Source organism: [Acidovorax] ebreus TPSY (assembly GCF_000022305.1).
GTDB classification, from domain to species: domain Bacteria; phylum Pseudomonadota; class Gammaproteobacteria; order Burkholderiales; family Burkholderiaceae_C; genus Diaphorobacter; species Diaphorobacter nitroreducens.
Map to the genome: position 1 here is coordinate 775,284 of NC_011992.1, position 25,589 is coordinate 800,872.

At 62.8% G+C, this 25,589-nt stretch carries 26 protein-coding genes and 2 tRNA genes; 16 read left to right on the top strand and 12 right to left on the bottom strand.

What is annotated here, in order from left to right; genetic code table 11:
• Window positions 1–87 precede the first annotated feature (87 nt).
• Together DTPSY_RS03690 and DTPSY_RS03695 are read right to left on the bottom strand one after the other, a co-directional pair.
• Window positions 88–1,227, bottom strand: a complete 1,140-nt coding sequence (locus tag DTPSY_RS03690; protein ID WP_012655733.1) for a S1C family serine protease — start codon at window positions 1,225–1,227, stop codon at window positions 88–90.
• Window positions 1,228–1,362: 135 nt separating this feature from the next.
• Window positions 1,363–2,706 (bottom strand): ferredoxin reductase family protein, encoded by a 1,344-nt coding sequence (locus DTPSY_RS03695; RefSeq protein ID WP_012655734.1) that lies wholly within the window; start codon window positions 2,704–2,706, stop codon window positions 1,363–1,365.
• A 140-nt stretch (window positions 2,707–2,846) separates the two neighbouring features.
• Between DTPSY_RS03695 and DTPSY_RS03700 the strand changes: the two genes are divergently transcribed.
• Both DTPSY_RS03700 and pdxA read left to right on the top strand, forming a co-directional pair.
• Entirely contained in the window at window positions 2,847–3,611 is a 765-nt protein-coding gene (locus DTPSY_RS03700) for a Nif3-like dinuclear metal center hexameric protein (protein WP_012655735.1), read from the top strand.
• A 77-nt stretch (window positions 3,612–3,688) separates the two neighbouring features.
• A complete protein-coding gene (pdxA, locus tag DTPSY_RS03705; protein WP_012655736.1) occupies window positions 3,689–4,744 on the top strand; it encodes a 4-hydroxythreonine-4-phosphate dehydrogenase PdxA in 1,056 nt (351 codons plus the stop codon).
• 74 nt (window positions 4,745–4,818) lie between these two features.
• Here pdxA and mscL read toward each other — a convergent pair whose 3' ends face one another.
• Complete coding sequence (gene mscL, locus DTPSY_RS03710; RefSeq protein ID WP_011804237.1) at window positions 4,819–5,247, bottom strand: large conductance mechanosensitive channel protein MscL; 429 nt, start codon at window positions 5,245–5,247, stop codon at window positions 4,819–4,821.
• 134 nt (window positions 5,248–5,381) lie between these two features.
• On the opposite strand from mscL, the gene petA reads away from it, so the two are divergent.
• The 6 genes from petA to DTPSY_RS03740 all read left to right on the top strand — a co-directional run bounded on the left by petA (window position 5,382) and on the right by DTPSY_RS03740 (window position 9,593).
• The gene (gene petA / locus DTPSY_RS03715; RefSeq protein WP_012655737.1) at window positions 5,382–5,981 is read left to right on the top strand and encodes a ubiquinol-cytochrome c reductase iron-sulfur subunit; all 600 of its coding nucleotides are present in this window, start codon (window positions 5,382–5,384) and stop codon (window positions 5,979–5,981) included.
• Between the two features lie 15 nt (window positions 5,982–5,996).
• Window positions 5,997–7,418: a cytochrome b gene (locus DTPSY_RS03720; protein ID WP_012655738.1), complete on the top strand. Its 1,422-nt coding sequence runs from the start codon at window positions 5,997–5,999 to the stop codon at window positions 7,416–7,418.
• Between the two features lie 16 nt (window positions 7,419–7,434).
• Complete coding sequence (locus DTPSY_RS03725; RefSeq protein ID WP_012655739.1) at window positions 7,435–8,190, top strand: cytochrome c1; 756 nt, start codon at window positions 7,435–7,437, stop codon at window positions 8,188–8,190.
• A gap of 95 nt (window positions 8,191–8,285) precedes the next feature.
• Window positions 8,286–8,897, top strand: a complete 612-nt coding sequence (locus tag DTPSY_RS03730) for a glutathione S-transferase N-terminal domain-containing protein (RefSeq protein WP_011804241.1) — start codon at window positions 8,286–8,288, stop codon at window positions 8,895–8,897.
• A gap of 32 nt (window positions 8,898–8,929) precedes the next feature.
• Window positions 8,930–9,457, top strand: coding sequence for a ClpXP protease specificity-enhancing factor (locus tag DTPSY_RS03735; RefSeq protein WP_012655740.1), 528 nt, complete (start codon window positions 8,930–8,932; stop codon window positions 9,455–9,457).
• Window positions 9,458–9,517: 60 nt separating this feature from the next.
• Window positions 9,518–9,593, top strand: a tRNA-Thr gene (locus DTPSY_RS03740).
• A gap of 107 nt (window positions 9,594–9,700) precedes the next feature.
• Here the strand turns inward: DTPSY_RS03740 and DTPSY_RS17850 are convergent.
• Window positions 9,701–10,000: a hypothetical protein gene (locus tag DTPSY_RS17850; RefSeq protein ID WP_012655741.1), complete on the bottom strand. Its 300-nt coding sequence runs from the start codon at window positions 9,998–10,000 to the stop codon at window positions 9,701–9,703.
• A gap of 35 nt (window positions 10,001–10,035) precedes the next feature.
• On the opposite strand from DTPSY_RS17850, the gene DTPSY_RS03745 reads away from it, so the two are divergent.
• The 5 genes from DTPSY_RS03745 to DTPSY_RS03765 all read left to right on the top strand — a co-directional run bounded on the left by DTPSY_RS03745 (window position 10,036) and on the right by DTPSY_RS03765 (window position 16,596).
• Complete coding sequence (locus DTPSY_RS03745) at window positions 10,036–11,001, top strand: M23 family metallopeptidase (RefSeq protein WP_041838787.1); 966 nt, start codon at window positions 10,036–10,038, stop codon at window positions 10,999–11,001.
• A gap of 135 nt (window positions 11,002–11,136) precedes the next feature.
• The gene (secA, locus tag DTPSY_RS03750) at window positions 11,137–13,890 is read left to right on the top strand and encodes a preprotein translocase subunit SecA (RefSeq protein ID WP_012655743.1); all 2,754 of its coding nucleotides are present in this window, start codon (window positions 11,137–11,139) and stop codon (window positions 13,888–13,890) included.
• Window positions 13,891–13,990: 100 nt separating this feature from the next.
• Complete coding sequence (gene argJ, locus DTPSY_RS03755) at window positions 13,991–15,220, top strand: bifunctional glutamate N-acetyltransferase/amino-acid acetyltransferase ArgJ (RefSeq protein WP_012655744.1); 1,230 nt, start codon at window positions 13,991–13,993, stop codon at window positions 15,218–15,220.
• A gap of 54 nt (window positions 15,221–15,274) precedes the next feature.
• Window positions 15,275–16,153: an ATP-binding protein gene (locus DTPSY_RS03760; protein ID WP_012655745.1), complete on the top strand. Its 879-nt coding sequence runs from the start codon at window positions 15,275–15,277 to the stop codon at window positions 16,151–16,153.
• The gene (locus tag DTPSY_RS03765; RefSeq protein WP_012655746.1) at window positions 16,150–16,596 is read left to right on the top strand and encodes an NUDIX domain-containing protein; all 447 of its coding nucleotides are present in this window, start codon (window positions 16,150–16,152) and stop codon (window positions 16,594–16,596) included. The genes DTPSY_RS03760 and DTPSY_RS03765 overlap by 4 nt, the downstream gene beginning before the upstream one ends.
• 69 nt (window positions 16,597–16,665) lie before the next feature.
• Here the strand turns inward: DTPSY_RS03765 and DTPSY_RS03770 are convergent, their stop codons facing one another.
• The 8 genes from DTPSY_RS03770 to DTPSY_RS03805 all read right to left on the bottom strand — a co-directional run bounded on the left by DTPSY_RS03770 (window position 16,666) and on the right by DTPSY_RS03805 (window position 23,546).
• Window positions 16,666–16,896 (bottom strand): DNA gyrase inhibitor YacG, encoded by a 231-nt coding sequence (locus tag DTPSY_RS03770; RefSeq protein ID WP_011804249.1) that lies wholly within the window; start codon window positions 16,894–16,896, stop codon window positions 16,666–16,668.
• Between the two features lie 6 nt (window positions 16,897–16,902).
• Complete coding sequence (gene zapD, locus DTPSY_RS03775) at window positions 16,903–17,658, bottom strand: cell division protein ZapD (protein WP_012655747.1); 756 nt, start codon at window positions 17,656–17,658, stop codon at window positions 16,903–16,905.
• Between the two features lie 90 nt (window positions 17,659–17,748).
• Window positions 17,749–18,342 carry a dephospho-CoA kinase gene (gene coaE, locus DTPSY_RS03780; protein WP_012655748.1) on the bottom strand — a complete coding sequence of 198 codons (594 nt, stop codon included), beginning with the start codon at window positions 18,340–18,342 and terminating at the stop codon, window positions 17,749–17,751.
• Between the two features lie 31 nt (window positions 18,343–18,373).
• The gene (locus DTPSY_RS03785; RefSeq protein WP_012655749.1) at window positions 18,374–19,255 is read right to left on the bottom strand and encodes a prepilin peptidase; all 882 of its coding nucleotides are present in this window, start codon (window positions 19,253–19,255) and stop codon (window positions 18,374–18,376) included.
• Complete coding sequence (locus DTPSY_RS03790; protein WP_012655750.1) at window positions 19,255–20,472, bottom strand: type II secretion system F family protein; 1,218 nt, start codon at window positions 20,470–20,472, stop codon at window positions 19,255–19,257. Before DTPSY_RS03790 ends, DTPSY_RS03785 begins: the two co-directional genes overlap by 1 nt.
• Before the next feature lie 20 nt (window positions 20,473–20,492).
• Window positions 20,493–22,226, bottom strand: a complete 1,734-nt coding sequence (gene pilB / locus DTPSY_RS03795; protein WP_012655751.1) for a type IV-A pilus assembly ATPase PilB — start codon at window positions 22,224–22,226, stop codon at window positions 20,493–20,495.
• A 238-nt stretch (window positions 22,227–22,464) separates the two neighbouring features.
• Window positions 22,465–22,541 (bottom strand) — tRNA-Pro (locus DTPSY_RS03800).
• A gap of 21 nt (window positions 22,542–22,562) precedes the next feature.
• Window positions 22,563–23,546 carry a polyprenyl synthetase family protein gene (locus tag DTPSY_RS03805; RefSeq protein WP_012655752.1) on the bottom strand — a complete coding sequence of 328 codons (984 nt, stop codon included), beginning with the start codon at window positions 23,544–23,546 and terminating at the stop codon, window positions 22,563–22,565.
• A gap of 169 nt (window positions 23,547–23,715) precedes the next feature.
• Here DTPSY_RS03805 and rplU point away from each other — a divergent pair, with 169 nt between their 5' ends.
• From rplU to cgtA, 3 genes are all read left to right on the top strand, one after another.
• Entirely contained in the window at window positions 23,716–24,027 is a 312-nt protein-coding gene (gene rplU / locus DTPSY_RS03810) for a 50S ribosomal protein L21 (RefSeq protein ID WP_012655753.1), read from the top strand.
• 17 nt (window positions 24,028–24,044) lie between these two features.
• Complete coding sequence (gene rpmA, locus DTPSY_RS03815) at window positions 24,045–24,302, top strand: 50S ribosomal protein L27 (RefSeq protein ID WP_011804286.1); 258 nt, start codon at window positions 24,045–24,047, stop codon at window positions 24,300–24,302.
• Window positions 24,303–24,448: 146 nt separating this feature from the next.
• Window positions 24,449–25,522, top strand: a complete 1,074-nt coding sequence (cgtA, locus tag DTPSY_RS03820) for an Obg family GTPase CgtA (protein WP_012655754.1) — start codon at window positions 24,449–24,451, stop codon at window positions 25,520–25,522.
• The last annotated feature ends 67 nt before the right edge of the window (window positions 25,523–25,589 follow it).

Sequence of the window (25,589 nt, forward strand, 5' to 3'; positions counted from 1 at the left end):
GGTGTACCGTTCAGGAGTGGGAACAAAAATAGCTTCCCGCGCTTTACAGACAAGCGCGGGAAGCTATTTTTTTGATAGCAATGCCGTTCAGCGGCGCTGCTGCACGCGGGGCCGCGTGCCCGGCACGACCGATACCTCCAGCCGCGCGTCGCCGCGCTGCAGCGCAAAGCTGGCCGCGGAGCCGGGCTTGAGGGACGCCACCGCCGTGAGCAGTTGCGACACGTTGTTGGTGGCTTTGTCCTCCACGCTCAGGATCACGTCGCCCGGCCGCACCCCCGCCACTGCCGCGGGACCGCCCTGCAGCACGCCGGTGATGATCACGCCCTCCGTGGCCTTCACGCCAAAGGTCTGCGCCAGTTCCGGGGACAGTTCGTTGGGCTCCACGCCGATCCAGCCGCGCGTGACCTGCCCGTCGCGCACGATACCGTCCAGCACCAGCTTGGCCGTCGACACGGGAATGGCGAAGCCGATGCCCATGCTGCCGCCTGAGCGGGAGTAGATGGCGGTGTTGATGCCCATCAGGTTGCCATTCACGTCCACCAGCGCGCCGCCGGAGTTGCCGGGGTTGATGGCCGCGTCGGTCTGAATGAAGTTCTCGAAAGTGTTGATGCCCAGTTGGCTGCGACCCAGTGCCGACACGATGCCGCTGGTGACCGTCTGGCCCACGCCAAAGGGGTTGCCGATGGCCAGCACCTGATCGCCCACGGCGAGCTGGTCGGAGTCGCCCAGCACGATGACGGGCAGCTTGTCGAGATCCACCTTCAGCACGGCCAGGTCGGTTTCAGGGTCGGTCCCGATCACGGTGGCGCGCGCGCGCCGGCTGTCGGTGAGCGTGACCTCGATCTCGTCGGCGCCCTCCACCACGTGGTTGTTGGTGAGGATGTAGCCGTCGGGGCTGATGATCACGCCGCTGCCCAGGCCGGTTTGCGCCTGGGTGCCCTGGTCGCCAAAGAAGAACTGGAACCACGGGTCGTTGCTGCGCGGGTGACGCACGGCCTTGCTGGTGTTGATGCTGACCACCGCTGGCGCCGCCCTGCGCGCCGCCCCACTGAAGCTGCCCGCCGCGGGCTGGGCGGACGTGGAGGAGGGCGCCTCGATGAGCGAAATGCCAGCGCCGCTGCGTGTGGCGCCGCGCTGCAGCCAGTCGGGCTGCAGGGTGGCCACCACGAAGTACGCAGCCAGCAGCACGGTGACGGATTGGGAGAGCAGGAGCCAGAGGCGTTTCATGGGGCGTGATGCGGTTGGAAGGCGAGCGCAAATTGTAGGCGTGTGCCCCGGTTTCGGGGCGTGGGACGGCGCGGCGCGAGTCCCTGCAGACGCAGTGGCGGGCCTGGCGTTGCGAGGGGCCTTCTTCGCGTCGCATCAGCGCATCTGGAACAGTTCCTGGTGGAAGGCCTGCGTGGGCAGGCCGTGCGCGGCCAGGTCTGCCCGCAGGGCAGAGGCGAACGGTATCGGGCCGCAGAACCAGACGCTGGCGTTTCGCCATTCGGGCACCAGCGCTCGCAGACGCTCGCCGTCCAGGCGCCCGTCCTGTGCATCCACGAACAGGTGCAGGCGCACGCCGGCGGCCTGCGCATCGACACGCAGCTTTTCCAGCGCCACCGGGTCGTGGTCGGCGGTGGTGTGGAACAGGTCGATGGGCCTGGTGGAGTGGGAGCCCCCGTGTGCGAGTTGTTTCATGCGTGCGATGAACGGCGTAATGCCGATGCCGGCGCCGATCCAGATCTGGCGCGGACGTGCGTCGTCGAATGTGAAGCAGCCGTACGGCCCCTCCACCGTCACGTGGTCGCCCACGCGCAGGCGGTCGGGCAGGCGGCTGGTGTGGTCGCCGAGGGCCTTGGTGATGAAAGTGACGCACGGGTCTTGTGGCATCCACGCCGATGCGATGGTGTAGGGGTGCGCGCCTTCCTTGGGGTCGGAGGTGACGAAGGCGAATTGCCCCGCGCGGTGCCCCGGCCAGAGGCCGTCGAGACGGATGCGCGTTTCCAGCACGCGCAGCGCGGGATAAGGCTGCAATGAAACGATGCGACCCTGAACGGTGCGGCGCCCGCCCACGCGGCGGGTCAGTACCAGCACGGCTGATACCGTGCCGGCGGCCACCAGCAGGGCCAGCAGCCAGCCGATCGGCTGCGACCAGTAGCTCCACTGCACCAGCACCACGGTGTGGAAGACCAGCGCCAGGTAAGCCACGGCCAGCAACTGGTGCGTCTTGGCGAACAGCCGGTACGGAAAGCGCTTGACCAGCGCCAGCACGATGAGCAGCACCGCTGCGTAGAACGCCCACTCGCCCACGCCTTCGGCGAGGCCGCGCCAATCGCGCAGCGTGGCCTCGGCAAGGCCCAGGTTCTCGGCAGGCGGGCGCGGCCCGCGCGGCGGTCGGGTGAGCCAACCCCATCCCACGGCCCATTTGGTGCCCTTGGCCCAGAGCCAGTGCACCGTACCGATCGCCAGCGCGGCGATGCCCAGCCACTTGTGCAGACGGTACATCTTGTCTAGCCCGTCCAAATGCCGCTCCAGCCACACGGGGCGCACGGCCAACAGCATGGCGAGCGACATCGCGCCCATCACCAGTACGCCGCTGTATTGCACCCAGACGGTGCGCAGCGCGAAGTAGCCCGGCTGCGCGGGCCATAGCGTGTCGGCCATCAGCCACAGCGCGGTGAGGCCGAGCAAGAAGGCCCAGAAGGCCCACGTGATGCGTTTCATCCCAATTCCCTGTTGGTTGTCATGGTGGTTTGCCAGGCAGTCTAGGAGCGCGTTTGCGCGGGATTTTTTAAGCAGTGTGAAGCATGGGTAAACACGTTTGATGTGGGTCAGCGCAGGGGCACATCGCGGACAATTGCCACATGTCTCATCCTTCGCATACCGACCGGGACGCGCTGCTGGCGGCCTTTGATGCCGAACTGCAGCCCGAACGCTTCAAGGATTACGGGCCCAACGGGCTGCAGGTGGAAGGCAGGCGCGAGATCGCGCGCATCGTCAGCGGAGTCACGGCCAGCCGGGCGCTGATCGATGCCGCCATTGCCGCGCGGGCCGACGCCATCTTCGTGCACCACGGCTTGTTCTGGCGGGGCATGGACGGCCGCGTGACCGGCTGGATGAAGCAGCGCCTGCAGCGCCTGCTGGCACACGACATCAATCTGTTTGCCTACCACTTGCCACTGGACGCGCATGCGCAGTGGGGTAACAACGCACAACTGGGGCGCGTGCTGGGCTGGCAGCCCGACCAGCGTTTTGGCGAGCAGGACCTGGGCTTTGCTGCGCCGGCGGACTTCGCAGATGTGGGTGCGCTGGCCGCGCACGTGCAAGCGGCGCTGGGCCGTGCGGCTACGGTGGTGGCGCCGGAGCAGGTGCGCCCCATCCGCCGCGTGGCCTGGTGCACGGGCGGCGCGCAAGGGTTCTTCGAGTCCGCCATCGCCGCGGGGGCGGATGCCTTCATCACCGGCGAGATCTCCGAACAGCAGACCCACCTCGCGCGCGAGACGGGCGTGGCCTTTATCGCAGCCGGCCACCATGCCACCGAACGCTACGGTGCGCCGGCGCTCGCGGCCCATGTCGCGCAGCGGTTGGGGTTGGAGCACCGCTTCATCGATATCGACAATCCTGCTTGATTTTTTGCTACTGAAAGTATAGCTGCTTGCGCTTTATGGTAGAGCGCTAGGGCCCTATTTGATCTATAGGCTTGTTCATGAATGCACTTCCCGCGCTTGCCATCACCCAGGGGGATCCCGCAGGCATCGGTCCGGAAATCGTGGCCAAGGCGTTTCGCGATGCGCCACAGGTGCTGCGCGGCTGCTTCGTCGTGGGAGACCTGCCGACCATGCGCCGTGCGGCGTCCTGCATCATGCGGCCGGGCCAGCCCAGTTTGCCCGTGGCGCGCCTGGATGCGCACCGTGCGCCGGTCGACCTGGCCGACATTCCGCCGCGCTGCCTGCCCGTATGGCAACTGCCGGAATTGGAGGGGGTGGCCCCTGCGCCCTGGGGGCGGGTGAGCGCCGAAGCCGGGCGTGCCGCGGCGGCGTGCGTGGTGTGGGCTGCGCGTGCTGCATTGCGTGGCGAGGTTGCTGCGCTGGTGACGGCGCCTTTGCACAAGGAGGCGCTCGCGGCCGCGGGCGTGCACCATCCCGGTCACACGGAACTGCTGCAAGCCGAGGCAGCGCTCCATGCGGGCGTGTCCTTGCAGCAGATGCCCGTGCGCATGATGCTCGCGAATGACGAGCTGCGCACCGTGCTCGTCAGTATCCACGTCGCGCTGCGCGATGCCATTACCGCGGTGACGCAGGACAGCGTGCTGCAGACGCTGCGGATCACCCATGCCGCGCTCTCGCGCAGCCTGGGGCGCGCTCCGCGCATCGGCGTGGCGGGGCTCAATCCGCATGCGGGCGAGGGGGGCTTGTTCGGCCGCGAGGAGCTCGAAATCATCGCGCCGGCCGTGACGCGGGCGCGCAGTGAGGGGATCGATGCCCACGGCCCGTTTGCACCCGACACCATTTTCATGCGCGCCCGCTCCACGCCGCAGCGCGCCGGCGAGTTTGACGTGGTGCTGGCCATGTACCACGACCAGGGCCTGATCCCGGTGAAGTATTTGGGCGTGGACAAGGGGGTGAACGTTACGCTCGGGTTGCCGCTTGTGCGCACCAGCCCTGACCACGGCACGGCCTTCGACATCGCGGGGCAGGGGACGGCGGATGCGGAGAGCCTGATCGAAGCCGTGCGCATGGCGCGGCAGTTGGCGCGGCCCTGAACGTCTCCCTGAAATGCAAAGGCCCGCCGCCCGGGGAGGGCGGTGGGCCTTTTTACGCGCCCTCTGGCGTGCTGTCAGCGCTTGAGGCTGTCGCGGATCTCGCGCAGCAGCTGAATGTCCTCGGGAGTGGCGGGCGGGGCGGGCGGCTCGACGGGTGTCTCACGCTTGAGCCGGTTGATCTGTTTGACCATCACGAAGATGATGAACGCGAGGATCACGAAATTGACCGCGACGGTGATGAAATTGCCGTAAGCCAGTACCGGCACGCCCGCTTTGCGAATCGCCTCCAGCGTATAGGGCGTGCCCTCCGGCACGCTGCCCAGCACGATGAACAGGTTGGAGAAGTCCAGCTTGCCGAACACCAAGCCCACGACTGGCATGATGAGGTCGCTGACGACGGAGTCGACGATCTTGCCGAAGGCACCACCGATGATCACGCCGACCGCGAGGTCAATGACGTTGCCCTTAACGGCAAACTCCCGAAACTCTTTGGCAATGCCCATTTCGTTTTTCCTTTGATATAGATGAAAACACTGAACTATTGCCTAGCTTAAGGCCAATAGCTGCGTTGGAATAACCATTTTCACTCCGCTACAATTTGCGGTTGACCCCTTAGCGAAGCATACCGAGGATCCCCATGAGTGAAACTCCGATCGACTCCAGCAAGCGGACGTGGCTGATTGCGTCCGGCTGCGCTGGTGCGGTGGGCGGCGTGGCGACTGCCGTTCCTTTTGTGAGCACTTTCCAACCGTCTGAAAAGGCCAAGGCAGCAGGTGCTGCCGTCGAGGTGGATATCTCGGGTCTCAAGCCCGGCGAAAAAATCACCGTGGAATGGCGTGGAAAGCCTGTTTGGATTGTCAAGCGCACGCCCGAGCAGCTTGCCGAGCTGCCCAAGCTGGATGCGCAGCTTGCCGATCCCAAATCGGCGCGCAACCCTGCGGAGCTCACGCCGGAATATGCGCGTAACGAATGGCGCTCCATCAAACCCGAGGTGCTCGTGGCCGTGGGTATCTGCTCCCACCTTGGCTGCTCTCCCACGGAGAAGTTCGCGTCGGGCCCGCAGCCTTCCCTGCCTGACGACTGGAAGGGCGGTTTCCTGTGCCCTTGCCATGGCTCCACATTCGACATGGCGGGCCGTGTGTTCAAGAACAAGCCTGCGCCTGACAATCTCGAAGTGCCGCCGCACATGTACCTGTCGGAGACCAAGCTCCTGATCGGTGAAGACAAGAAGGCCTGAGGGAGGCACTGACAAATGGCTGCTTATCGCGAATTCAAGGAAGTCTCGCCCAACGCGTCCGCGGGCGTGAAAGTCACCAACTGGCTGGAAAACCGTTTCCCCACGGCTTTCGATGCCTACAAGGTGCACATGTCGGAGTACTACGCTCCGAAGAACTTCAACTTCTGGTACATCTTCGGCTCGCTGGCCCTGCTGGTACTGGTGATCCAGATCGTCACCGGCATCTTCCTCGTGATGCACTACAAGCCCGACGCTGCCAAGGCGTTCGAGTCTGTCGAGTACATCATGCGCGATGTGCCGTGGGGCTGGCTGATCCGCTACATGCACTCGACCGGTGCGTCGGCTTTCTTCGTGGTCGTGTACCTGCATATGTTCCGCGGCCTGCTGTACGGCTCCTACCGCAAGCCACGCGAACTGGTGTGGATCTTCGGCTGCGCCATCTTCCTGGCGCTGATGGCCGAGGCGTTCATGGGCTATCTGCTGCCCTGGGGTCAGATGTCCTACTGGGGCGCACAGGTGATCGTGAACCTGTTCTCCGCCATTCCCTTCATCGGCCCCGATCTGGCGCTGCTGATCCGTGGCGACTATGTGGTGGGCGATGCGACGCTGAACCGCTTCTTCAGCTTCCACGTGATCGCTGTGCCGCTGGTGCTGCTGGGCCTGGTGGTGGCGCACTTGCTGGCGCTGCATGACGTAGGCTCCAACAACCCTGATGGCATCGAAATCAAGGGCCCCGGCAAGCCGGTGGATGAGCATGGTCACCCGCTGGACGGCGTACCTTTCCACCCCTACTACACGGTGCACGACATCCTGGGCGTGTGTGTGTTCCTGTTCATCTTCTCGGCGGTGGTGTTCTTCGCTCCCGAACTGGGTGGCTACTTCCTGGAGTACAACAACTTCATCCCGGCCGATCCGCTGCAGACGCCTGCCCACATCGCCCCGGTGTGGTACTTCACGCCCTTCTATTCCATGCTGCGCGCCATCACCACCGAGATGATGTACGTGTTGATCGCATGTGTGGTGCTGGGTGCGGGCTTCGGTGTATTCAAGGCCCGTTTGCCTGCGCTCATCAAGGGTGGCGTAGCGCTGGCAGCCGCCGTGGCCATCGCCCTCATGCTGGCTATTGACGCCAAGTTTTGGGGCGTGGTGGTGATGGGTGGTGCCGTGATCATTCTGTTCTTCCTGCCCTGGCTGGACCAGAGCCCGGCACGCTCGATCCGCTATCGCCCGACCTGGCACAAGTACCTGTACGCAGTATTCGTGGTTGTGTTCGTCATCCTGGCCTACCTGGGTGTGCAACCGCCATCGCCCATCGGCGAGCGGGTTTCGCAAGTGGGTACGCTGTTCTACTTTGGTTTCTTCCTGCTCATGCCCTGGTGGAGCCGCTTGGGTACACCCAAGCCTGTGCCGGACCGCGTGACTTTTGCTGCGCACTGAGCTGGAGACGACAACAATGAAAAAACTCATCCTCACGTTGGTTGCAGCTCTGGGTCTGGTGGCTGGGGCGCATGCCGCCGGTGGTGGCATGGCCTGGGACAAGGCGCCTGTCAACACCAGCGACACGGCGTCCTTGCAGAACGGTGCGAAGCTCTTCGTCAACTATTGCCTCAACTGCCACTCGGCTGCCTTCATGCGTTTCAATCGCTTGAAGGACATCGGTCTCACGGACCAGCAGATCAAGGACAACCTGCTGTTCACGACCGATAAGGTGGGCGAGACCATGAAGTCCGCCATCGATCCCAAGCAGGCCAAGGTGTGGTTCGGCGCCAACCCGCCCGATCTCACGGTGATTGCACGTTCGCGTGCAGGCGCTGGCGGAACGGGCGCCGACTATCTCTACACCTTCCTGCGCACCTTCTATCGGGACGACACCAAGGCCACGGGCTGGAATAATCTGGCGTTCCCCAATGTGGGCATGCCCCATGCCTTGTGGCAACTGCAAGGCGAGCGCCGCCCGATCTTCGAAGAGCGTGAAAGCCACGGCAAGACCGAGCATGTGCTCAAGGGCTGGGAGCAGGTTACTGCAGGCAGCATGACGCCGTTGCAATACGACCAAGCTTTAGGTGATCTCGTGAATTATCTGCAGTGGATGGGCGAGCCAGCGCAAAATACACGTGTTCGCATTGGCGTATGGGTGTTGATCTTCCTCGGCGTGTTCACGCTCATCGCATGGAGGCTCAACGCCGCCTTCTGGAAAGACGTTAAGTAAACGCTAGGTTCTTTGCCGCGCATTTCTGCGCTGCCGAGCATGTACAGAGTGGGTGCCCTGGCACCCACTCTTTTGATTTTTAGGAGCTGCTCACCATGATGGTGCTTTATTCGGGTACGACCTGCCCCTTTTCCCATCGCTGCCGTTTCGTCCTCTTCGAAAAAGGCATGGATTTCGAGATCCGCGATGTGGACCTGTACAACAAGCCCGAAGACATCAGCGTGATGAATCCCTATGGTCAGGTTCCCATCCTGGTCGAGCGCGACTTGATCCTGTACGAGTCCAACATCATCAACGAGTACATTGATGAGCGCTTCCCCCACCCGCAACTGATGCCGGGTGATCCGGTGGACCGCGCGCGCGTGCGCCTGTTCCTGCTGAACTTCGAGAAGGAATTGTTCGTTCACGTGAACGCGCTGGAGTCGCGCGCCACGAAGGGGAATGAAAAGGCATTGGAGAAGGCGCGCACGCACATCCGCGACCGGCTGACGCAGCTCGCTCCGGTGTTCTTGAAGAACAAATACATGTTGGGCGAGGGTTTTTCCATGCTTGATGTGGCCATTGCCCCCTTGTTGTGGCGCCTGGACTATTACGGCATCGAGTTGAGCAAGAACGCTGCACCATTGCTCAAATATGCCGAGCGCATTTTCTCCCGCCCGGCATATATCGAGGCGCTGACGCCTTCCGAGAAAGTCATGCGCAAGTAAGCTGCTGCGCCTTTTTCTTTTGCTTGCGTACGATGAAGCCCCAGGAATTTCCCTCCACGCGCCCCTATCTCATTCGTGCTCTGTATGAGTGGTGCACGGACAACGGCTTCACGCCCTATCTGGTGGTGCGTGTGAACGAATCCGTTCAGGTACCGCGTGAGTACGTCAACAACGGCGAGATTGTCCTGAACGCAAGCTACGACGCGACGAGCGGGCTGCAACTGGGCAACGATTTCATCGAGTTCAAGGCACGCTTCGGCGGCAGGCCGCACGACATCATGGTCCCGGTGCGCCGGGTCGTCGCCATCTACGCCCGTGAAAACGGACAGGGTATGGCCTTCCCGTTGGAGGAGGAAGTGTCCGTGCCGCCGGCCGCTGCTGTAGTGTCATCCGCGGACTCGGGCGCTGGACCGGGTGTCCCGGGCTCCACGGTTTCCGAGCGTGGTCCTGTTCAGTTGCAATCGGTGGACGGCTCTGTCAGCGATGCGCACGAGGAGGCGCCGCGACCGCCTCCGCCCACAGGAGGCGCTGGGCGTCCTTCGCTCAAGCGCATCAAATGAGACATCTTTCAAGGTGCATCAATTTGAGCCGTGCGTTTTGAACGCTAGAATCTGAAATTCGCCGATTTAGCTCAGTTGGTAGAGCACCCGCCTTGTAAGCGGTAGGTCGTCAGTTCGAATCCGACAATCGGCACCATTGCACAGGCCGCATGTTCGCAGGGACATGCGGCTTTTCTTTTGCGTGCGGCCTTTTCTTTTGCGACGCCATGCCTGCGGCGCAGCTGGCGTCTTTCGCCTGAGTGCTCAGGTTTGAACTTTCAGGCGTATGGAGTTAACCTCCCATCCCCGACTGCGCAGATGTGCCTCGAATGCGGGCAGCAATTGCCGGACTTTTGCGGCGGCGGCATTACTGCGGACCAGCAGGCACCAACAAGCGCCTTCAATCGGCCCTGCCTGAATGGCGGGGCGCAGCAGCGGGGGTATCAAGCCCTCGATGGCTTTTAGCCGGGCACTGGACTCCTGGGTGAGCGCGGTCAGCTTCGCCAACGTCGGCGACTCCTGCGTGGCTTGCTGGAGTGAGATGGCGTGGTGACGACGATTCATACAGAGACTGGTCCAACCAGCGACGAGGGAAAAACGTGCAGGTGATTATTACGGATGCGTGGCTCGCGCGAAGCCGCGCCATACACCTCAGCGGTGTGCAACTGATCTGCGCTCTAGCTGGGATTTTCATGGCACTGCTGTTCATGACCGTGATGGCATACCACTGGGTGCTGATGCATGGCGCGCGCGAGGGCTGGCCCGTAGTGGGCTCCATGGCACGACTGGCTGTGCAGGATGAGCAAGCCCAGCGCGAGCGGTTCATGCGCGCCAATATCGATGCGATGGCGCGCAAGCTGGGAGATATGCAAGCCCGTGTGCTCCAACTGGAATCGCTGGGTGAGCGTGTCCGAGGCCTGGCCGGTCTGCCTGCGTCCGAGGTGCAGAGCCTGCCGGGCCGTGGAGGCATGCTGGTGGCTGGGCGCCCGCTGGGGCTCGACGAACTGAATGCGGCCTTGGACGACCTGGTCGCCATCACCGGCCGGCGGACGGATTTGATGACGGTGGCAGAGTCACGCCTCTTTGACCAGCACATCCGCAAGCACTTGATCCCGACCCAGGTTCCCGTGCGCGACACGGCTGTTGGTTCGCCGTTCGGCTGGCGCATTGATCCTTTTACTGGCCAGTCCGCGTTGCATACCGGGCTGGACTTCTCGGCCGGAACCGGCACGCCCATCGTGGCCGCGGCCGGCGGCGTGGTGATCGCTCAGGAGTACCACCCCGCCTATGGCAACATGGTGGAGATAGACCACGGAAGCCAACTCGTCACCCGCTACGCCCACGCCTCCAAAACCCTGGTGAAGGCGGGGGACATCGTGCGCCGGGGACAGAAAATCGCGGAAGTGGGAAGTACGGGCCGCTCCACGGGGCCGCATTTGCATTTCGAAGTATGGGTGCAAGGCGTGCCGCAGGATCCGCAGAAATTCCTCTTCGCGGGAGAGCCCGCACCGATGCCACACGCCCTCACAGGGCGCGCTGCCATTGGGCACCTGGCGCACAGGTAGAATCTTTCGATCAGGCCCGCCACCTCGGATTGCAGGTACTTGCAATGGTGGACGGGGGTCTCCATCTGGATTCACATCATCACAGGGATTCCGGTCGCTCTGCCGCTCGTTGGCGTGTAGTGCGGTCGCGTTCGCATGGCCACCAACTTCCTCACCAAAATATTCGGCAGTCGCAATGACCGCCTGCTCAAGCAGTATCGCAAGACGGTTGCTCGCATCAATGCGATGGAGCCCGACTATGAAAAGCTGAGTGACGAGGCGCTGCGGGGCAAGACGCAGGAATTCAAGGATCGCATTGCACAGGGCGAATCGTTGGACGCTCTGCTACCCGAAGCCTTTGCCGTGGTGCGCGAGGGTTCCAAGCGCATCATGAAAATGCGCCACTTCGACGTGCAGCTGGTGGGTGGCATGGCGCTGCATTACGGCAAGATCGCCGAGATGCGCACGGGCGAGGGCAAGACGCTGACGGCGACGCTGCCCGTTTACCTGAACGCCCTATCGGGCCAGGGCGTGCACGTGGTGACAGTGAACGACTATCTTGCGGGCCGTGACGCGCAATGGATGGGGCGGCTGTACAACTTCCTGGGCCTCACGGTGGGTATCAACCTGCCTCAAATGCCCCGCGAAGAAAAGCAGGCTGCCTACCAGGCGGACATCACCTACGGAACGAACAACGAGTACGGGTTCGACTACCTGCGTGACAACATGGTGTACGACGCGCGCGAGCGCGTGCAGCGCGGCCTCAACTACGCCATCGTCGATGAGGTGGACTCCATCCTGATCGATGAGGCGCGTACCCCCCTGATCATCAGCGGCCAGGCAGAGGACCACACGGCGCTGTATGTGGCCATGAACAAGGTGGTGCCCCTGCTGGTGCGCCAGGAGGGTGAGGCCGACCCGCGTACGGGCGAGGGCGTGACCAAACCGGGGGATTTCACCCTCGACGAAAAGACGCACCAGGTGTTCCTGACGGAGCAGGGCCACGAGAATGCAGAGCGCATCCTGGCCAGCCAGGGGCTGATTCCGGAAGGGGCGTCGCTCTACGATCCGGCCAACATCACGCTGGTGCATCACTTGTACGCGGCGCTGCGCGCCAACCATCTCTACCACCGCGACCAGCACTACGTCGTGCAGAACGGCGAGATCGTGATCGTGGACGAGTTCACGGGCCGCCTGATGGCCGGCCGCCGCTGGAGCGAAGGCCTGCACCAGGCCGTCGAAGCCAAGGAAGGCGTGAACATCCAGGCCGAGAACCAGACGCTGGCCTCCATCACCTTCCAGAACTACTTCCGCCTCTATAACAAGCTCTCGGGCATGACCGGTACGGCCGATACCGAGGCCTATGAGTTCCAGGAAATCTACGGCCTGGAAACCGTGGTGATCCCGCCCAACCGGCCCAGCAAGCGCGACGACCAGCTCGACCGCGTGTACAAGACGACGCGCGAGAAGTACGAGGCTGCGATTGCCGACATCCGAGAATGCCACGAGCGTGGCCAGCCGGTGCTGGTGGGTACCACTTCCATCGAGAACTCGGAAATCATCGACGAGTTGCTGAACAAGGCAGGCCTACCGCACCAGGTACTCAACGCCAAGCAGCACGCGCGCGAGGCCGATATCGTGGCCCAGGCGGGACGCCCCGGCATGATCACCATCGCCACCAATATGGCGGGCCGCGGTACCGACATCGTTCTGGGCGGCAACGTGGAAAAGGCGATCGCCGCGCTGGAGGCCGATGAGTCGCTGTCAGAAGCCGAGCGAGCCGCGCGTGTGCAGGAACTGCGCGCGCAGTGGAAGCTCGACCACGAGAAGGTGACGGCACTCGGCGGCCTGCGCATCATCGCGACTGAGCGCCATGAATCCCGCCGTATCGACAACCAGCTGCGCGGCCGCTCGGGCCGTCAGGGCGACCCGGGCTCTTCGCGCTTCTATCTGAGTCTGGATGACCAATTGATGCGCATCTTCGCGGGCGACCGCGTCAAGGCCATCATGGACCGGTTGAAGATGCCCGACGGCGAAGCGATCGAGGCGGGTATTGTCACGCGCAGCATCGAGTCGGCGCAGCGCAAGGTTGAGGCGCGCAACTTCGACATCCGCAAACAGCTGCTGGAGTACGACGACGTCGCCAACGACCAGCGCAAGGTGATCTACCAGCAGCGCAATGAAATCCTGGACGCCCCCGACCTGGGCGTGTTGATCGACGCCATGCGCGACGATTGCCTGGCCGACGTGGTGCGCCAGTACGTGCCTGCCGAGTCCGTGGAAGAACAGTGGGACCTCGCAGGCCTGGAAAAGGCGCTGGCCAACGACTGGCAAGTGTCGTTGGCGCTGCAGAAAGAGGTGGAAGGCTCGGACGCCATCACCGACGAAGAGATTCTGGAGAAGGTGCAGCAGGCCGCCCGCGAGGCCTTCCTGGCCAAGGTGGGGCAGGTGGGCGCGGAGAACTTCACGCAGTTCGAGCGCATGGTGCTGCTGCAGAGCTTCGACACCAACTGGCGCGATCACCTCTCCGCGCTGGATTATTTGCGCCAGGGCATCCACCTGCGCGGCTATGCGCAGAAGCAGCCCAAGCAGGAATACAAGCGCGAGGCGTTCGAGCTCTTCCGCCAGCTGATCGACCAGGTCAAGAACGAAGTCACGCGCCTCATGATGACCGTGCAGGTGCAATCCAGCGCCCAACTGGACGAGGCCACGCAGGCCATGGAAGACCGGGGTGAGGGCATCAGCAACGTTACCTACAGCTCGCCCACCGAGACCGGCGAAGTGGAGACGGTGGCCGATGCCGCCACCGCCGCGCAGCCTGCCGCCGCCGGCGTGCGCGTGGGCCGCAACGACCCCTGCCCCTGCGGCAGCGGTAAAAAGTACAAGCAGTGCCACGGCAAACTGGCGTGATGCCGGCACAATGAAGAACACGGGCTGCGGCCCGTGTTCGCACTTTGGCAGTGCCTTTTCTCCTGTTTCCCCGACGTCTCTTTCTGAAGGAATACGACGCATGCCCGTGAATCTCTCCGCTCCTCTTGCATCGGATTTGCACCCCGTGGCCGGTGTGCGCATCGGCGTGACCGAAGCCGGTGTGCGCAAGGCGCAGCGCAAAGACCTGACCGTGTTCCTGCTGGACGAAGGCACCACCGTCGCGGGCGTGTTCACGCAGAACCGTTTCTGCGCCGCGCCGGTACAGGTGTGCCGTGAGCACCTGGACGGCGGCCAGGCGATTCGCGCCATGGTGGTGAACACGGGCAACGCCAACGCCGGTACGGGCGCGGACGGCCTCGCGCGTGCGCGCGCCACCTGCGAGGCACTGGCCGGCCACCTGGGTCTGGCGGCCAGCCAGGTGCTGCCGTTTTCCACCGGCGTCATCATGGAGCCGCTGCCGCACGAGCGCATTGCAGCCGCGCTGCCCGCCGCGCTGGCCGATGCACAGCCCGGCCACTGGGCGCGCGCGGCCGAAGGCATCATGACCACCGACACGCTGCCCAAGGCGTTCAGCACGCAGGTGCAGTTGGGCGGTGCAACAGTGACCATTACCGGCATCTCCAAGGGCGCGGGCATGATCCGCCCCAACATGGCGACCATGTTGGGCTTCCTGGCCACGGATGCCTGCATCGCGCCCGAGTTGCTGCGCCCGCTCGTGCGCGAGCTGGCGGACCAGTCCTTCAACCGCGTGACCATCGACGGCGACACCAGCACCAACGACTCGTTCGTGCTGATGGCCACGCACAAGGCGCGACACGCACCCATCACCTCGCTCGACAGCGCCGAGGGCCGTGTGCTCAAGGCCGCGTTGCTGGAAGTGGCGCAAAAGCTGGCACAGGCCATCGTGCGCGATGGAGAGGGTGCGACCAAGTTCATCACGGTGCGCGTGGAGGGCGGCCAGACGGGCGAAGAGTGCCGGCAGGTGGCCTATGCCATCGCGCATTCGCCGCTGGTCAAGACGGCCTTCTTTGCCAGCGACCCGAACCTGGGCCGCATCCTGGCGGCCGTGGGCTACGCAGGCATTGCAGACCTGGACCAGACCAAGATCGACCTGTTCCTGGACGACGTGCATGTGGCCGTGCAGGGCGGGCGCAATCCGGCCTACCGCGAGGAAGACGGCCAGCGCGTGATGAAGCAAAGCGAGATCACCGTGCGCGTGGTGCTGGGCCGCGGTACGGCGGTGGACACGGTGTGGACCTGCGACCTGAGCCACGACTACGTGACCATCAACGCGGATTACCGCTCTTGAATGCTTCCCTTTTGATAGCTGTCAGCGCTTGTTAGATAAGCGCTAGAGCCGGAAATGACTGATAAATTCGACCAGCTGATCGCACGTGCGGAGCAGCTCATCTCCCGTATCGAGGCGGTCTTGCCGCAGCCATTGTCGGCGCCGGACTGGGCGGCGTCCATCGCCTGGCGTTACCGCAAACGCAGCGGCGGCCATGGTGTGCTGGAGCCGGTGCGCCATGTGGCCGCCATGCAGCTGTCCGATCTCAAGGAGATCGATGCGCAGAAAGAAAAGATCCAGCGCAACACCCAGCAGTTCGTCGAAGGCAAGCCCGCCAACAACGTGCTGCTGACCGGTGCGCGCGGCACGGGCAAGTCCTCGCTCATCAAGGCATGCCTGAACAGCTATGCACCCCAGGGCCTGCGTCTGATCGAGGTGGACAAGGCGGACCTGACGGATCTGCCCGACATTGTGGACGTGGTCTCCGGCCGGCCCGAGAAGTTCATCGTTTACTGCGATGACCTGAGCTTTGAGGATGGAGAGGCCGGGTACAAGGCCCTGAAGTCGATCCTGGACGGCTCGGTCGCCGCGGCCACGCCCAATGTGCTGGTGTATGCCACCAGCAACCGGCGCCATCTGCTCCCGGAATACATGAAGGAGAACCTGGGCTACACCCACACCGACGATGGCGAGGTCCATCCGGGCGAGGCGGTGGAGGAAAAAATCTCCCTGTCCGAGCGCTTCGGCCTGTGGGTGAGCTTCTACCCGTTCAGCCAGGACGAGTACCTGGCCATCGTGGCGCAGTGGCTGGCTGCGCTGGGCGTACCCGCCCAAGCCATCGAGGCCGCGCGCCCGCAGGCGCTGGTGTGGGCGCTGGAGCGCGGCTCGCGCAGCGGCCGCGTGGCCTATCAATTTGCCCGGGATTTCGCAGGGCGGCAGGGCGAGGGCGCATGAGCGAATCGACCAGCACGCCACAGCGCAAGCACACCGAGGTCGCCGTGGGCATTCTGCTGCGAGAGGACGGTGCGATGCTGTTGTCCACCCGCCCCACGGGCAAGCCCTACGCGGGCTACTGGGAGTTCCCGGGCGGCAAGATCGAAGCCGGGGAAACCGTGGAGCAGGCGCTGCGCCGCGAACTCATCGAGGAACTGGGCGTGACCATCGGCCCGGTGGAGGCCTGGAAGGTGACCGAGCACGACTATCCGCATGCCCTCGTGCGCCTGCACTGGTGCAAGGTGCGCGAATGGAGCGGTGCGTTCGAAATGCGCGAGGGCCAGACCATGGCCTGGCAGCACTGGCCGCTGCAGGTCAAGCCGGTGCTGCCGGGCGCCTATCCCGTGCTGCAGTGGCTGGCCGAGGAGCGTGGCGAGGTCTTCGACGCTTCGCTGCTGGCGTGAGATGTTGCTTCAAAATACATAGCTGCTTGCGCTTGCTGGATAAGCGCTAGCAAGCCTTTTCTTCAAATATCACGGCTGGCGCTTGGGATCGCCGAACTCCGCATCCTCCGGCGGCGCCTCGGCCGGCATGCGGAAATCTTCGGCTGCCCAGGCCCCCAGATCGATCTGCTTGCAGCGTTCGCTGCAAAACGGGCGGAAGCGGTTGGCCGGGCTGTACAGGCTCGGGCCGCCGCAGGTCGGGCAAGGCACTCGCTTGCCTTGGGGCGCAGGTGTGTCGGAGCGGGAGGGTGTGCCGGTCATGTCGTGTCAGGCGCACAGGGTCAGTTCAAATGCTGCGTCCTCGGTGCTGGGAACCAGGCGGCCGCCTTCTTCCTGGCGCATCAGCCGCACCGAAACGATGAGGCGGTTGCCGCTGATCTCCGGGATGAGTTGCAGTGCAGGGTCGATCGCCAAGCGCAGCAGCTGGAAGGTGCGGCCCTGGGGCAGGTTCTGCTGGAACTGCCCGCGCTCGGCCGCCACTTTCTGCGGCAGCCCCGAATCACGCAGCAGGCGCAGCAGCACGTAGACGGACTCTGCCAACGGCCCCAGCGTGGCGGCCCAGTGGTGCAGGTCGTGCTGGCGGTCCTGGGGCGGACGGTGCTGCCACGCGTAGTAGGCGGGCAGATCGAAGCCGCAGGTGCCCCCGGGAATGCCCACGCGGCTGCGAATGCTCATGAGCCAATCGTTCTCGGTCAACGCCTGGCCGGCCTTGCCGGTTTGCGCGTTGAGTGCGGCAAAGCACTGGTCGAGCTGGGCGATCACGCCGTCCAGGGCTTCCTCGGAGATGGAGGGGTTGCCGCGATAGGCATCCAGCTGGTGCTTGTGCTTTTCCAGATCCTTGAGCACGTCGGCTTTGAGATCGGCGCGGGCCGCCACGTCCATGACCTCGAACATGGTCACGAGGGCATAGTGATGGTCCAGGGGATGCGGGCGCGCGATGAGCTCGCCCAGCCGGCGAAACAGCTGCTCAAGCCGCAGATAGGTTCTCAGGCGTTCGTTGAAAGGGTATTCGTAAAGGATCACGCTACGGGGTTCCTGAGTGCGCACGGTGTGGGGCGGGGTGCGAGCGCTGCGCTGCGGCAGGCCATTGCACACCACGCCGGTGCGAACACATCATAGCCCGAAGAATACGGCGATCTCGCGTGCCTTTGTTTGCAAATCTGACAGCGCCAACCCGTCGTTGTAGACCACCAGGTCGGCGGCCGCGCGGCGCGTGGCGCGTGGGCTCTGTGTGGCCATGATGGCGCGCACGGCATCGGCGGTCAGACCGCTGCGCATCTGCACACGCTGGATCTGCGTCTCCTCCCGGCAGTCCACGACCAGGACGGTGTCCAGCTGCCGGGCCCAACGGGGCGACTCCGTCAGCAGCGGAATGTCGAACACGATGAGTGCGTGGCCCGCGCGGTGCGCCTGTGCCGCAGCGTGTGCGATCTCGCGTCCCACGAAGGGGTGAACGATGGCTTCCAGGCGCTGCTTCGCCGTGGGATCGCTGAAAACGAGGGTGCGCATGCGTGCCCGGTCCAGCGCGCCGTCGGTGATGTAGTCGGGGCCGAACTCGTCGCGCAGGGCCGCGATGGCGGCGCCTTCCGCCTCGGTCACCGAGCGGGCGATGGCATCGGCGTCGATCAGTGCCGCGCCGTTCTGTCGCAACATGCCGGCCACCGTGCTTTTGCCGCTGCCGATGCCGCCCGTCACGCCCAGTTTCACCGAGCGGGGACCGGCCTGCCGAGAGCCCACCTTAAAGCCCCAGCACGGAAAAGACGGCCTGCATGATGCGCCCGGGGCCCCACAGCATGGCGGCCATGCCTCCTCCCACCAGGAACGGGCCGAAGGGGACGTACTTGCCTTCGCGCAGGGTGCTGGCCAGCTTCATGGCGATGCCGACGATGGCGCCGATGACCGAGGCCAGCAGGATGATCGGCACGAGCGCCTGCCAGCCAAACCAGGCGCCCAGCGCGGCAAACAGTTTGAAGTCGCCATAGCCCATGCCTTCCTTGCCTGTGGCCAGCTTGAACCCCCAGTACACGGACCAGAGGGACAGGTAGCCGGCCGCGGCGCCGATGACGGCATCCACGGGCTGCACTTCAATCCAGCGCAAGACGGCCGCAAGCAGGCCCGCCCACAGCAACGGCAACGTGATGTCGTCGGGTAGAAGCGTGGTGTCCCAGTCGATGCATGCCAGCGTGACCAGCGCGGCCGAGAAACCGCACCACGCGGCGGTCGTGAGGCTCCAGCCCCAGCGGAGCGCGCATGCATAGAACAAGGCACCCGTCGCCAGCTCTACCAGCGGATACCGGGGGCTGATGCGCGTGCCGCAACCCGCGCACCGGCCTCGCAGGGCTAAATAGCTCAGGACCGGAATGTTCTCGTACCAGCGGATCGCGTGGCCGCAGGAGGGGCAGCGTGAACGCGGCTTGGACAGGCTGAGGGGCTCGTTGTCGGCCTCAGGAAGCGCCGCCGAGGAAAGCAGCCCTACATCCTGCCCGTACTGCCGGCATTCTTCGGCCCATTGCCGTTCCATCATGCGCGGAAGGCGATGGATCACGACGTTGAGAAAGCTTCCGATCAGCATCCCCAGGACGCCCACCAGCACGGCGTCCACTGCTAGCGAGCCTGTCATCAAACCACTTGCCCGAGCTTGAAGATCGGAAGGTACATCGACACCACGATGCCACCGATCAGCGTGCCCAGGAACACGATGATGATGGGCTCCATCAGGCTGGACAGGCCGGCCACCATTTCATCCACTTCGGCTTCATAGAAGTCGGCGGCCTTACCCAGCATGTGGTCGATGGAGCCGGATTCCTCGCCGATCGCACACATCTGCAGCACCATGGAGGGGAATACGTTGGCATTCCCCATGGCGGCCGTCAGGCTGGTACCTGTGGAGACTTCCTGCTGAATCTTCTCCGTCGCGATGGCGTAGACCGAGTTGCCCGATGCACCGGCCACCGAGTCCAGTGCCTCCACCAATGGCACACCGGCAGCGAACATGGTCGACAGGGTGCGGGTCCAACGGGCAACGCAGGACTTGTCGATCAATGCACCGAAGATGGGCATTTTCAACAGGAAACGGTCCATGAAACGCTGCATTTTTTCGCTGCGCTTCCAGGCCTGCATGAAGAAGTAGAACCCCCCGCCGATGACGCCGAATATCAGCCACCAGTAAGCCACGAAGAACTCGCTGATGGCCATCACGAACAGGGTAGGAGCGGGCAGGTCGGCGCCGAAGGAAGTGAAAACCTCTTTGAACGCGGGAATCACGAAAATCATGATGATCGTCACCACGACAAACGCAACGATGATCACCGAGATCGGATACATCAGCGCCGACCGGATCTTGGATTTGATGGCCTCGGTCTTCTCCATGTACAGGGCCAGCCGGTCGAGCAACGCTTCCAGAATACCGGCGGCTTCGCCGGCCTCTACGAGGTTGCAGTAAAGGCTGTCGAAGTACATCGGATATTTACGGAATGCGGCATTCAGGGACGTTCCTGTCTCCACATCTCCGCGGATATCGTTGAGCAGCTTGGTCACACTGGGATTGGTATTACCCCGGCCCACGATATCAAATGCCTGAAGCAGTGGAACACCGGCCTTCATCATCGTGGCCATCTGGCGCGTGAACAGCGCGATGTCTTTGGGCTTGATCTTTTTGCCCGCGCTCATCCGGCGCTTCTTGATCTTGGTTGGCAGAACGCCCTGCCGCCGCAGCGTCGCCTTGACCTGGTTCTCTCCCGCAGCGCGTACTTCGCCGCGCACGATCTTGCCGCTACGATCCTTGCCCTCCCACTCGAAGACAAAGTCCTTGATGCCCCTCGATGCAACGGTCGCCATTGTTTTCTCTCTCGATTTGTTTATTCGTTGGTGACAGCCAAGACCTCTTCCAACGAGGTCAACCCCATTTTTGCCTTGTGAAGCCCGGATTCACGCAGAGAACGGACGCCTTCCAGGCGTGCCTGTTCGGCAATTTCCAGTGCGCTTCCATCGCGCAGGATGATGCGCTGGATTTCTTCGGACACCGGCATGACCTGGTAAATGCCCACGCGCCCCTTGTATCCGTTATTGCAGGCGGAGCAGCCCACCGGTCGGTAGGTAACCCATGAGCCGTCGATCTCCTCGTCCCGGTAGCCGGCCTCCAGCAGCGTCTCATGCGGAATGTCCACGGGCGCCTTGCAATTGGGGCACAAGCGACGCGCCAGTCGCTGCGCCGTAATAAGAATCACGCTGGATGCGATATTGAAGGGCGCGATGCCCATATTGCGCATGCGCGTCAATGTCGTGGGAGCGTCATTGGTGTGCAGGGTAGAGAGCACCAAGTGACCCGTCTGCGCGGCCTTGATTGAAATGTCTGCCGTTTCCAGATCCCGGATTTCACCCACCATGATGATGTCCGGATCTTGGCGAAGGAATGACTTAAGCGCGACGGCAAACGTGAGGCCGGCTTTCTCGTTGACGTTGACTTGGTTCACACCCGGGAGGTTGATTTCCGAAGGGTCCTCAGCGGTCGCAATATTGACGCCGGGCTTGTTCAACAGATTGAGACATGTGTAGAGCGATACGGTCTTCCCGGAGCCCGTGGGTCCGGTCACCAAGATCATTCCATAAGGGCGGTTGATGGCCTGCAGCAAACGCTCCTTTTCCTCGGGCTCATATCCCAGTGCGTCAATACCCAGCTTGGCGCTGCTCGGATCGAGAATACGGATCACGATCTTCTCGCCAAAGAGCGTAGGCAGGGTGCTGACGCGGAAATCGATAACCCGGTCCGGCCCAACCTTGAGCTTCATGCGGCCATCCTGGGGCACGCGTTTTTCCGAAATATCCAGGCGGGAGATCACCTTGATGCGCGAGGCCAGCTTCTCCTTGATGGCAATAGGCGGCGATGCGATTTCGCGCAATTCGCCATCTATGCGGAAGCGGACACGGTAATGGTGCTCGTAGGGCTCAAAATGCAGATCGGATGCACGCATATTGAAAGCATCCAACAGCATCTTGTGCAGAAATTTGACAACGGGAGCATCCTCGACTTCCGCGGGATTGTCGGCATCCTCGTCCGGAGCTTCATCAACGGGAATGTCGCCGAACTCAAAATCATTACTACTGTTAATGCCGTCGAGCGTTTCTGTACCGCTCTTCGTGCTCGCCTCAATCAAGCGGAGCAGCTTGTCATATTCCGCGATGATCCAGTCCACCCCCATTTGTGTGGTGAACTTGATCTTTTCTGCGGCCTCTTGAAATGTCGGATCCGCGGTGGCGACGATGAGCCGGTTATTGCGCTTACTGAGAGCGATGACTTTGTAGGACTGGCACAGTTTGACGTCCAACAGGTCTTTGGGGATGCGCTGCCGGTCGATCGCATCGACATCTAGCAAGGGGGCACCAAATACGGTGGATACCGTATGGGCCAGATCACTTGGCGTGATGATTTTCGATTCCGTGAGCTCTGCAATAAAGCTACTGCGGCTATTTTGTGACTTTTTGTAAATCTCTTCCGCCGCTTTTTGATCCAATTTGCCCACCGACATCAACGCGCGCGCCAGTCCGGGTAAGGCAATGGGTTGAGCTTCTTTCTGTGTGTCGATAGCAGCCATGTAACTAGCGGATTCTTATGGAAGGAAGGGAAACTCTTCAATCATCGCCGATCGCCCAAGGTGTGTACAGGCTTAATGGCGCAAGCGTTGTGTGAGTGACATTTGCCCCAGCCGGCGGCTCAAGGGCAGCATGGGCTCTGCGAGGGCAACCGCATTAAAGATTTGCGGTTCCTTGGCACCCGGACGGCGTCCAGATGCAAAAAAGCCCCGCGATGCAGGGCTTGGGCATGAAAATAACTGGTCGGGGTGAGAGGATTCGAACCTCCGGCCTCTACGTCCCGAACGTAGCGCTCTACCAGGCTAAGCTACACCCCGATTCTTCCGCGATCGCCGATGCTAAGTTCGACGCTCTAACAGCTGAGCCGCCAATTGTAGCAAACCTTTGGAGTGCGGATTGATTGGTAATTGAGCCGCTGCATCCATCGCGAGTTGTGCCTGTGTGGCGGCAGCCTGGCGCGTAGCATCCAAGGCGCCAGTCTTTTTGATAATGGAAATGACGGAAGATAGTTCGTCGGTGCTTCCTGTCTCGATGATGCTGCGCAGCAAGGCTTGCTCTTGGGTATTGCCTCGCTGCATAGCGATGATCAGCGGCAGGGTGACTTTTCCTTCCCGAAGATCATCGCCCAGATTCTTGCCCATTTCGTGGGCATTTCCATCGTAGTCCAGCACATCGTCGATCACCTGGAACGCGGTGCCCAGAGCTTGGCCGTAGCTCGCGCAGGCGTGTTCTATTTCTGGCGGACTGGCTGCCAGAACGGCCGCGAGACGCGCGCTGGCCTCGAACAGCTTGGCCGTTTTTGAACGTATGACGTTCAGATATCCTGATTCACTCAGGGACGCGTCATGCGTGTTCATGAGTTGCTGTACTTCGCCCTCGGCAATGACATTGGTTGCCTCTGCCAGGATTTCCATCACGCGCAGGCTACTGGTCTCCACCATCATTTGGAAGGCGCGCGTGTACAGGAAGTCACCCACAAGTACGCTGGCGGGATTGCCAAAATTTTCATTGGCTGTCGGTCGCCCGCGTCGCAGCGTAGATTCATCGACCACGTCGTCATGCAGCAAGGTGGCCGTGTGAATGAATTCCACTACCGCCGCCAGATTGAACCGTTGCGAACCTGTATATCCGAGGGCGCCGCTCATCAGCAGAAGCAGTGCCGGCCTCAGGCGCTTGCCGCCGGCGGAGATGATGTAACGGGCGACTTCGCCGACAAGCGGGACGGCGGATTGCAGGCGGGATGCGATGACCTTGTCCACCTCTTGCATGTCGTCGGCTATCAAGGCGAGGGTGGCGGCGGTGCTGGGGGAGTTGGCGGCCAAGGTGAGTGCGGGTGCGGAGAAGAAAGAAGGATTATAGGAAGGGTGGCGGGGCTGTCTGCCTGCGGGAAGCACAGGAGGCTGCTGCCTCTAGGCGGGGTTGACGACTCATGCTAGAATCGCCGGCTCTGCGGAAGTCCGTCCGTAGAACTCCAACTCAGATGAGGTTTACATGTACGCGGTCATAAAAACCGGTGGCAAGCAGTATCGCGTTGCTGCCGGCGAAAAAATCAAAGTAGAACAGATTGCTGCGGAAGTAGGCCAGGAGATCGTGATTGACCAAGTTCTGGCTGTCGGCAACGGCGCTGAACTGAAGGTTGGCACGCCCCTGGTGTCCGGCGCAACGGTGAAGGCCACGGTCGTGGCTCATGGCAAGCACGACAAAGTGCGCATTTTCAAGATGCGTCGTCGCAAGCACTATCAGAAACGTCAAGGCCATCGCCAGCAGTTCACCGAACTGCAGATCCAGGCGATTGCTGCTTAAATCAGGGAGCTGATCTCATGGCACAGAAAAAAGGCGGCGGCTCTACGCGAAACGGGCGCGACTCCAAGCCCAAAATGCTCGGCGTGAAGGCTTACGGTGGTGAGCTGATCAGCGCGGGTTCCATCATCGTGCGCCAGCGTGGCACGCGCATCCATCCCGGCGTGAACGTCGGCGTGGGCAAGGACCACACGCTGTTCGCCCTGGTGGATGGCCACGTGTCGTTCGGCACGAAGGGCGCTCTGTCCAAGCACACGGTCAGCGTGACGCCTGCTTAAGGCCCTTCGCCGCTGAAGCGACAACAAAGCCCCGACCCGTCGGGGCTTTGTTGTTTTCAGCGCCTGGCGCAGCCGCGCGCATGCGTGATGGCGCCCTTTTGCGCACCCTCCGGCGCCCAGGTGCGCTTTTTGTAAACTGGATACCCATGAAGTTCGTCGACGAAGCCTTTATTGACGTAGCCGCCGGTGACGGTGGCAACGGCTGTGTCTCCTTCCGGCACGAGAAATACAAGGAGTTCGGGGGGCCCGACGGTGGAGACGGCGGGCGTGGGGGGCATGTGTTCGCCGTGGCGGATCCCAATCTCAATACGTTGGTGGACTTCCGTTATTCACGCCGGCACGAGGCCAAGCGTGGCGAGCACGGCAAGGGCTCCGATATGTTCGGTGCCGCGGGTTCCGATATCACGCTCAAGATGCCCGTGGGCACCATCATCAGCGATGCCGACACGGGCGAGGTGCTGTTCGAACTGTTGACGCCGGGCGAGGTCATCACCATCGCCAAGGGCGGCGACGGTGGTTTTGGCAACATGCGTTTCAAGAGCGCGATCAACCGTGCGCCGCGGCAAAAGACGCCCGGCTGGCCCGGCGAGCGTCGCAACCTCAAGCTGGAGCTGAAGGTGCTGGCCGATGTGGGCCTGCTGGGCATGCCGAACGCCGGTAAGTCCACTTTCATTGCGGCGGTGTCGAACGCGCGGCCCAAGATTGCCGACTACCCTTTCACGACGTTGCACCCCAACCTGGGCGTAGTACGCGTGGGGCCGGAGCAGAGCTTCGTCGTCGCCGACATTCCCGGCCTGATCGAAGGGGCCTCCGAGGGCGCTGGCCTGGGGCACCAGTTCCTGCGCCACCTGCAGCGCACACGGCTGCTGCTGCACGTGGTGGACCTCGCGCCCTTCGACGAAGCGGTAGACCCGGTGGCCCAGGCCAAGGCCATCGTGGGTGAACTGAAGAAATACGATGCCGGACTGTATGAAAAGCCCCGCTGGCTGGTCCTCAACAAGCTGGACATGGTGCCATCCGAAGAGCGCGCTGCGCGGGTGAAGGACTTCGTGAAACGCTTCAAATGGAAGGGCCCCGTGTTCGAAATCTCCGCGCTGACGCGCGAAGGCTGCGAGCCCCTGGTGCAGTCCATCTTCCAGCACGTGCACGCCCAGCAGTTGGCGCAGAATGCGCCGGCTGAGGTGGACCCGCGCTTCGCTGGTGAGCCACCGCGTGGGTGATGCGAGGATTGCTATTTAATTTATAGCTGTTGGCGCTTGCCTGACAAGCGCTAGGGCCTAATTTCTT

Bases quoted from the DNA above. Each gene is read 5' to 3' on its own strand.
- cgtA (WP_012655754.1), top strand. From the start codon at position 24,449: ATGAAGTTCGTCGACGAAGCCTTTATTGACGTAGCCGCCGGTGACGGT.
- DTPSY_RS03725 (WP_012655739.1), top strand. From the start codon at position 7,435: ATGAAAAAACTCATCCTCACGTTGGTTGCAGCTCTGGGTCTGGTGGCT.
- DTPSY_RS03785 (WP_012655749.1), bottom strand. From the start codon at position 19,255: ATGACAGGCTCGCTAGCAGTGGACGCCGTGCTGGTGGGCGTCCTGGGG.
- petA (WP_012655737.1), top strand. From the start codon at position 5,382: ATGAGTGAAACTCCGATCGACTCCAGCAAGCGGACGTGGCTGATTGCG.
- argJ (WP_012655744.1), top strand. From the start codon at position 13,991: ATGCCCGTGAATCTCTCCGCTCCTCTTGCATCGGATTTGCACCCCGTG.
- DTPSY_RS03720 (WP_012655738.1), top strand. From the start codon at position 5,997: ATGGCTGCTTATCGCGAATTCAAGGAAGTCTCGCCCAACGCGTCCGCG.
- secA (WP_012655743.1), top strand. From the start codon at position 11,137: ATGGCCACCAACTTCCTCACCAAAATATTCGGCAGTCGCAATGACCGC.
- DTPSY_RS03730 (WP_011804241.1), top strand. From the start codon at position 8,286: ATGATGGTGCTTTATTCGGGTACGACCTGCCCCTTTTCCCATCGCTGC.
- mscL (WP_011804237.1), bottom strand. From the start codon at position 5,247: ATGGGCATTGCCAAAGAGTTTCGGGAGTTTGCCGTTAAGGGCAACGTC.
- DTPSY_RS03735 (WP_012655740.1), top strand. From the start codon at position 8,930: ATGAAGCCCCAGGAATTTCCCTCCACGCGCCCCTATCTCATTCGTGCT.
- pdxA (WP_012655736.1), top strand. From the start codon at position 3,689: ATGAATGCACTTCCCGCGCTTGCCATCACCCAGGGGGATCCCGCAGGC.
- DTPSY_RS03765 (WP_012655746.1), top strand. From the start codon at position 16,150: ATGAGCGAATCGACCAGCACGCCACAGCGCAAGCACACCGAGGTCGCC.
- DTPSY_RS03760 (WP_012655745.1), top strand. From the start codon at position 15,275: ATGACTGATAAATTCGACCAGCTGATCGCACGTGCGGAGCAGCTCATC.
- rpmA (WP_011804286.1), top strand. From the start codon at position 24,045: ATGGCACAGAAAAAAGGCGGCGGCTCTACGCGAAACGGGCGCGACTCC.
- DTPSY_RS17850 (WP_012655741.1), bottom strand. From the start codon at position 10,000: ATGAATCGTCGTCACCACGCCATCTCACTCCAGCAAGCCACGCAGGAG.
- DTPSY_RS03690 (WP_012655733.1), bottom strand. From the start codon at position 1,227: ATGAAACGCCTCTGGCTCCTGCTCTCCCAATCCGTCACCGTGCTGCTG.
- rplU (WP_012655753.1), top strand. From the start codon at position 23,716: ATGTACGCGGTCATAAAAACCGGTGGCAAGCAGTATCGCGTTGCTGCC.
- DTPSY_RS03770 (WP_011804249.1), bottom strand. From the start codon at position 16,896: ATGACCGGCACACCCTCCCGCTCCGACACACCTGCGCCCCAAGGCAAG.
- DTPSY_RS03695 (WP_012655734.1), bottom strand. From the start codon at position 2,706: ATGAAACGCATCACGTGGGCCTTCTGGGCCTTCTTGCTCGGCCTCACC.
- pilB (WP_012655751.1), bottom strand. From the start codon at position 22,226: ATGGCTGCTATCGACACACAGAAAGAAGCTCAACCCATTGCCTTACCC.
- DTPSY_RS03700 (WP_012655735.1), top strand. From the start codon at position 2,847: ATGTCTCATCCTTCGCATACCGACCGGGACGCGCTGCTGGCGGCCTTT.
- DTPSY_RS03790 (WP_012655750.1), bottom strand. From the start codon at position 20,472: ATGGCGACCGTTGCATCGAGGGGCATCAAGGACTTTGTCTTCGAGTGG.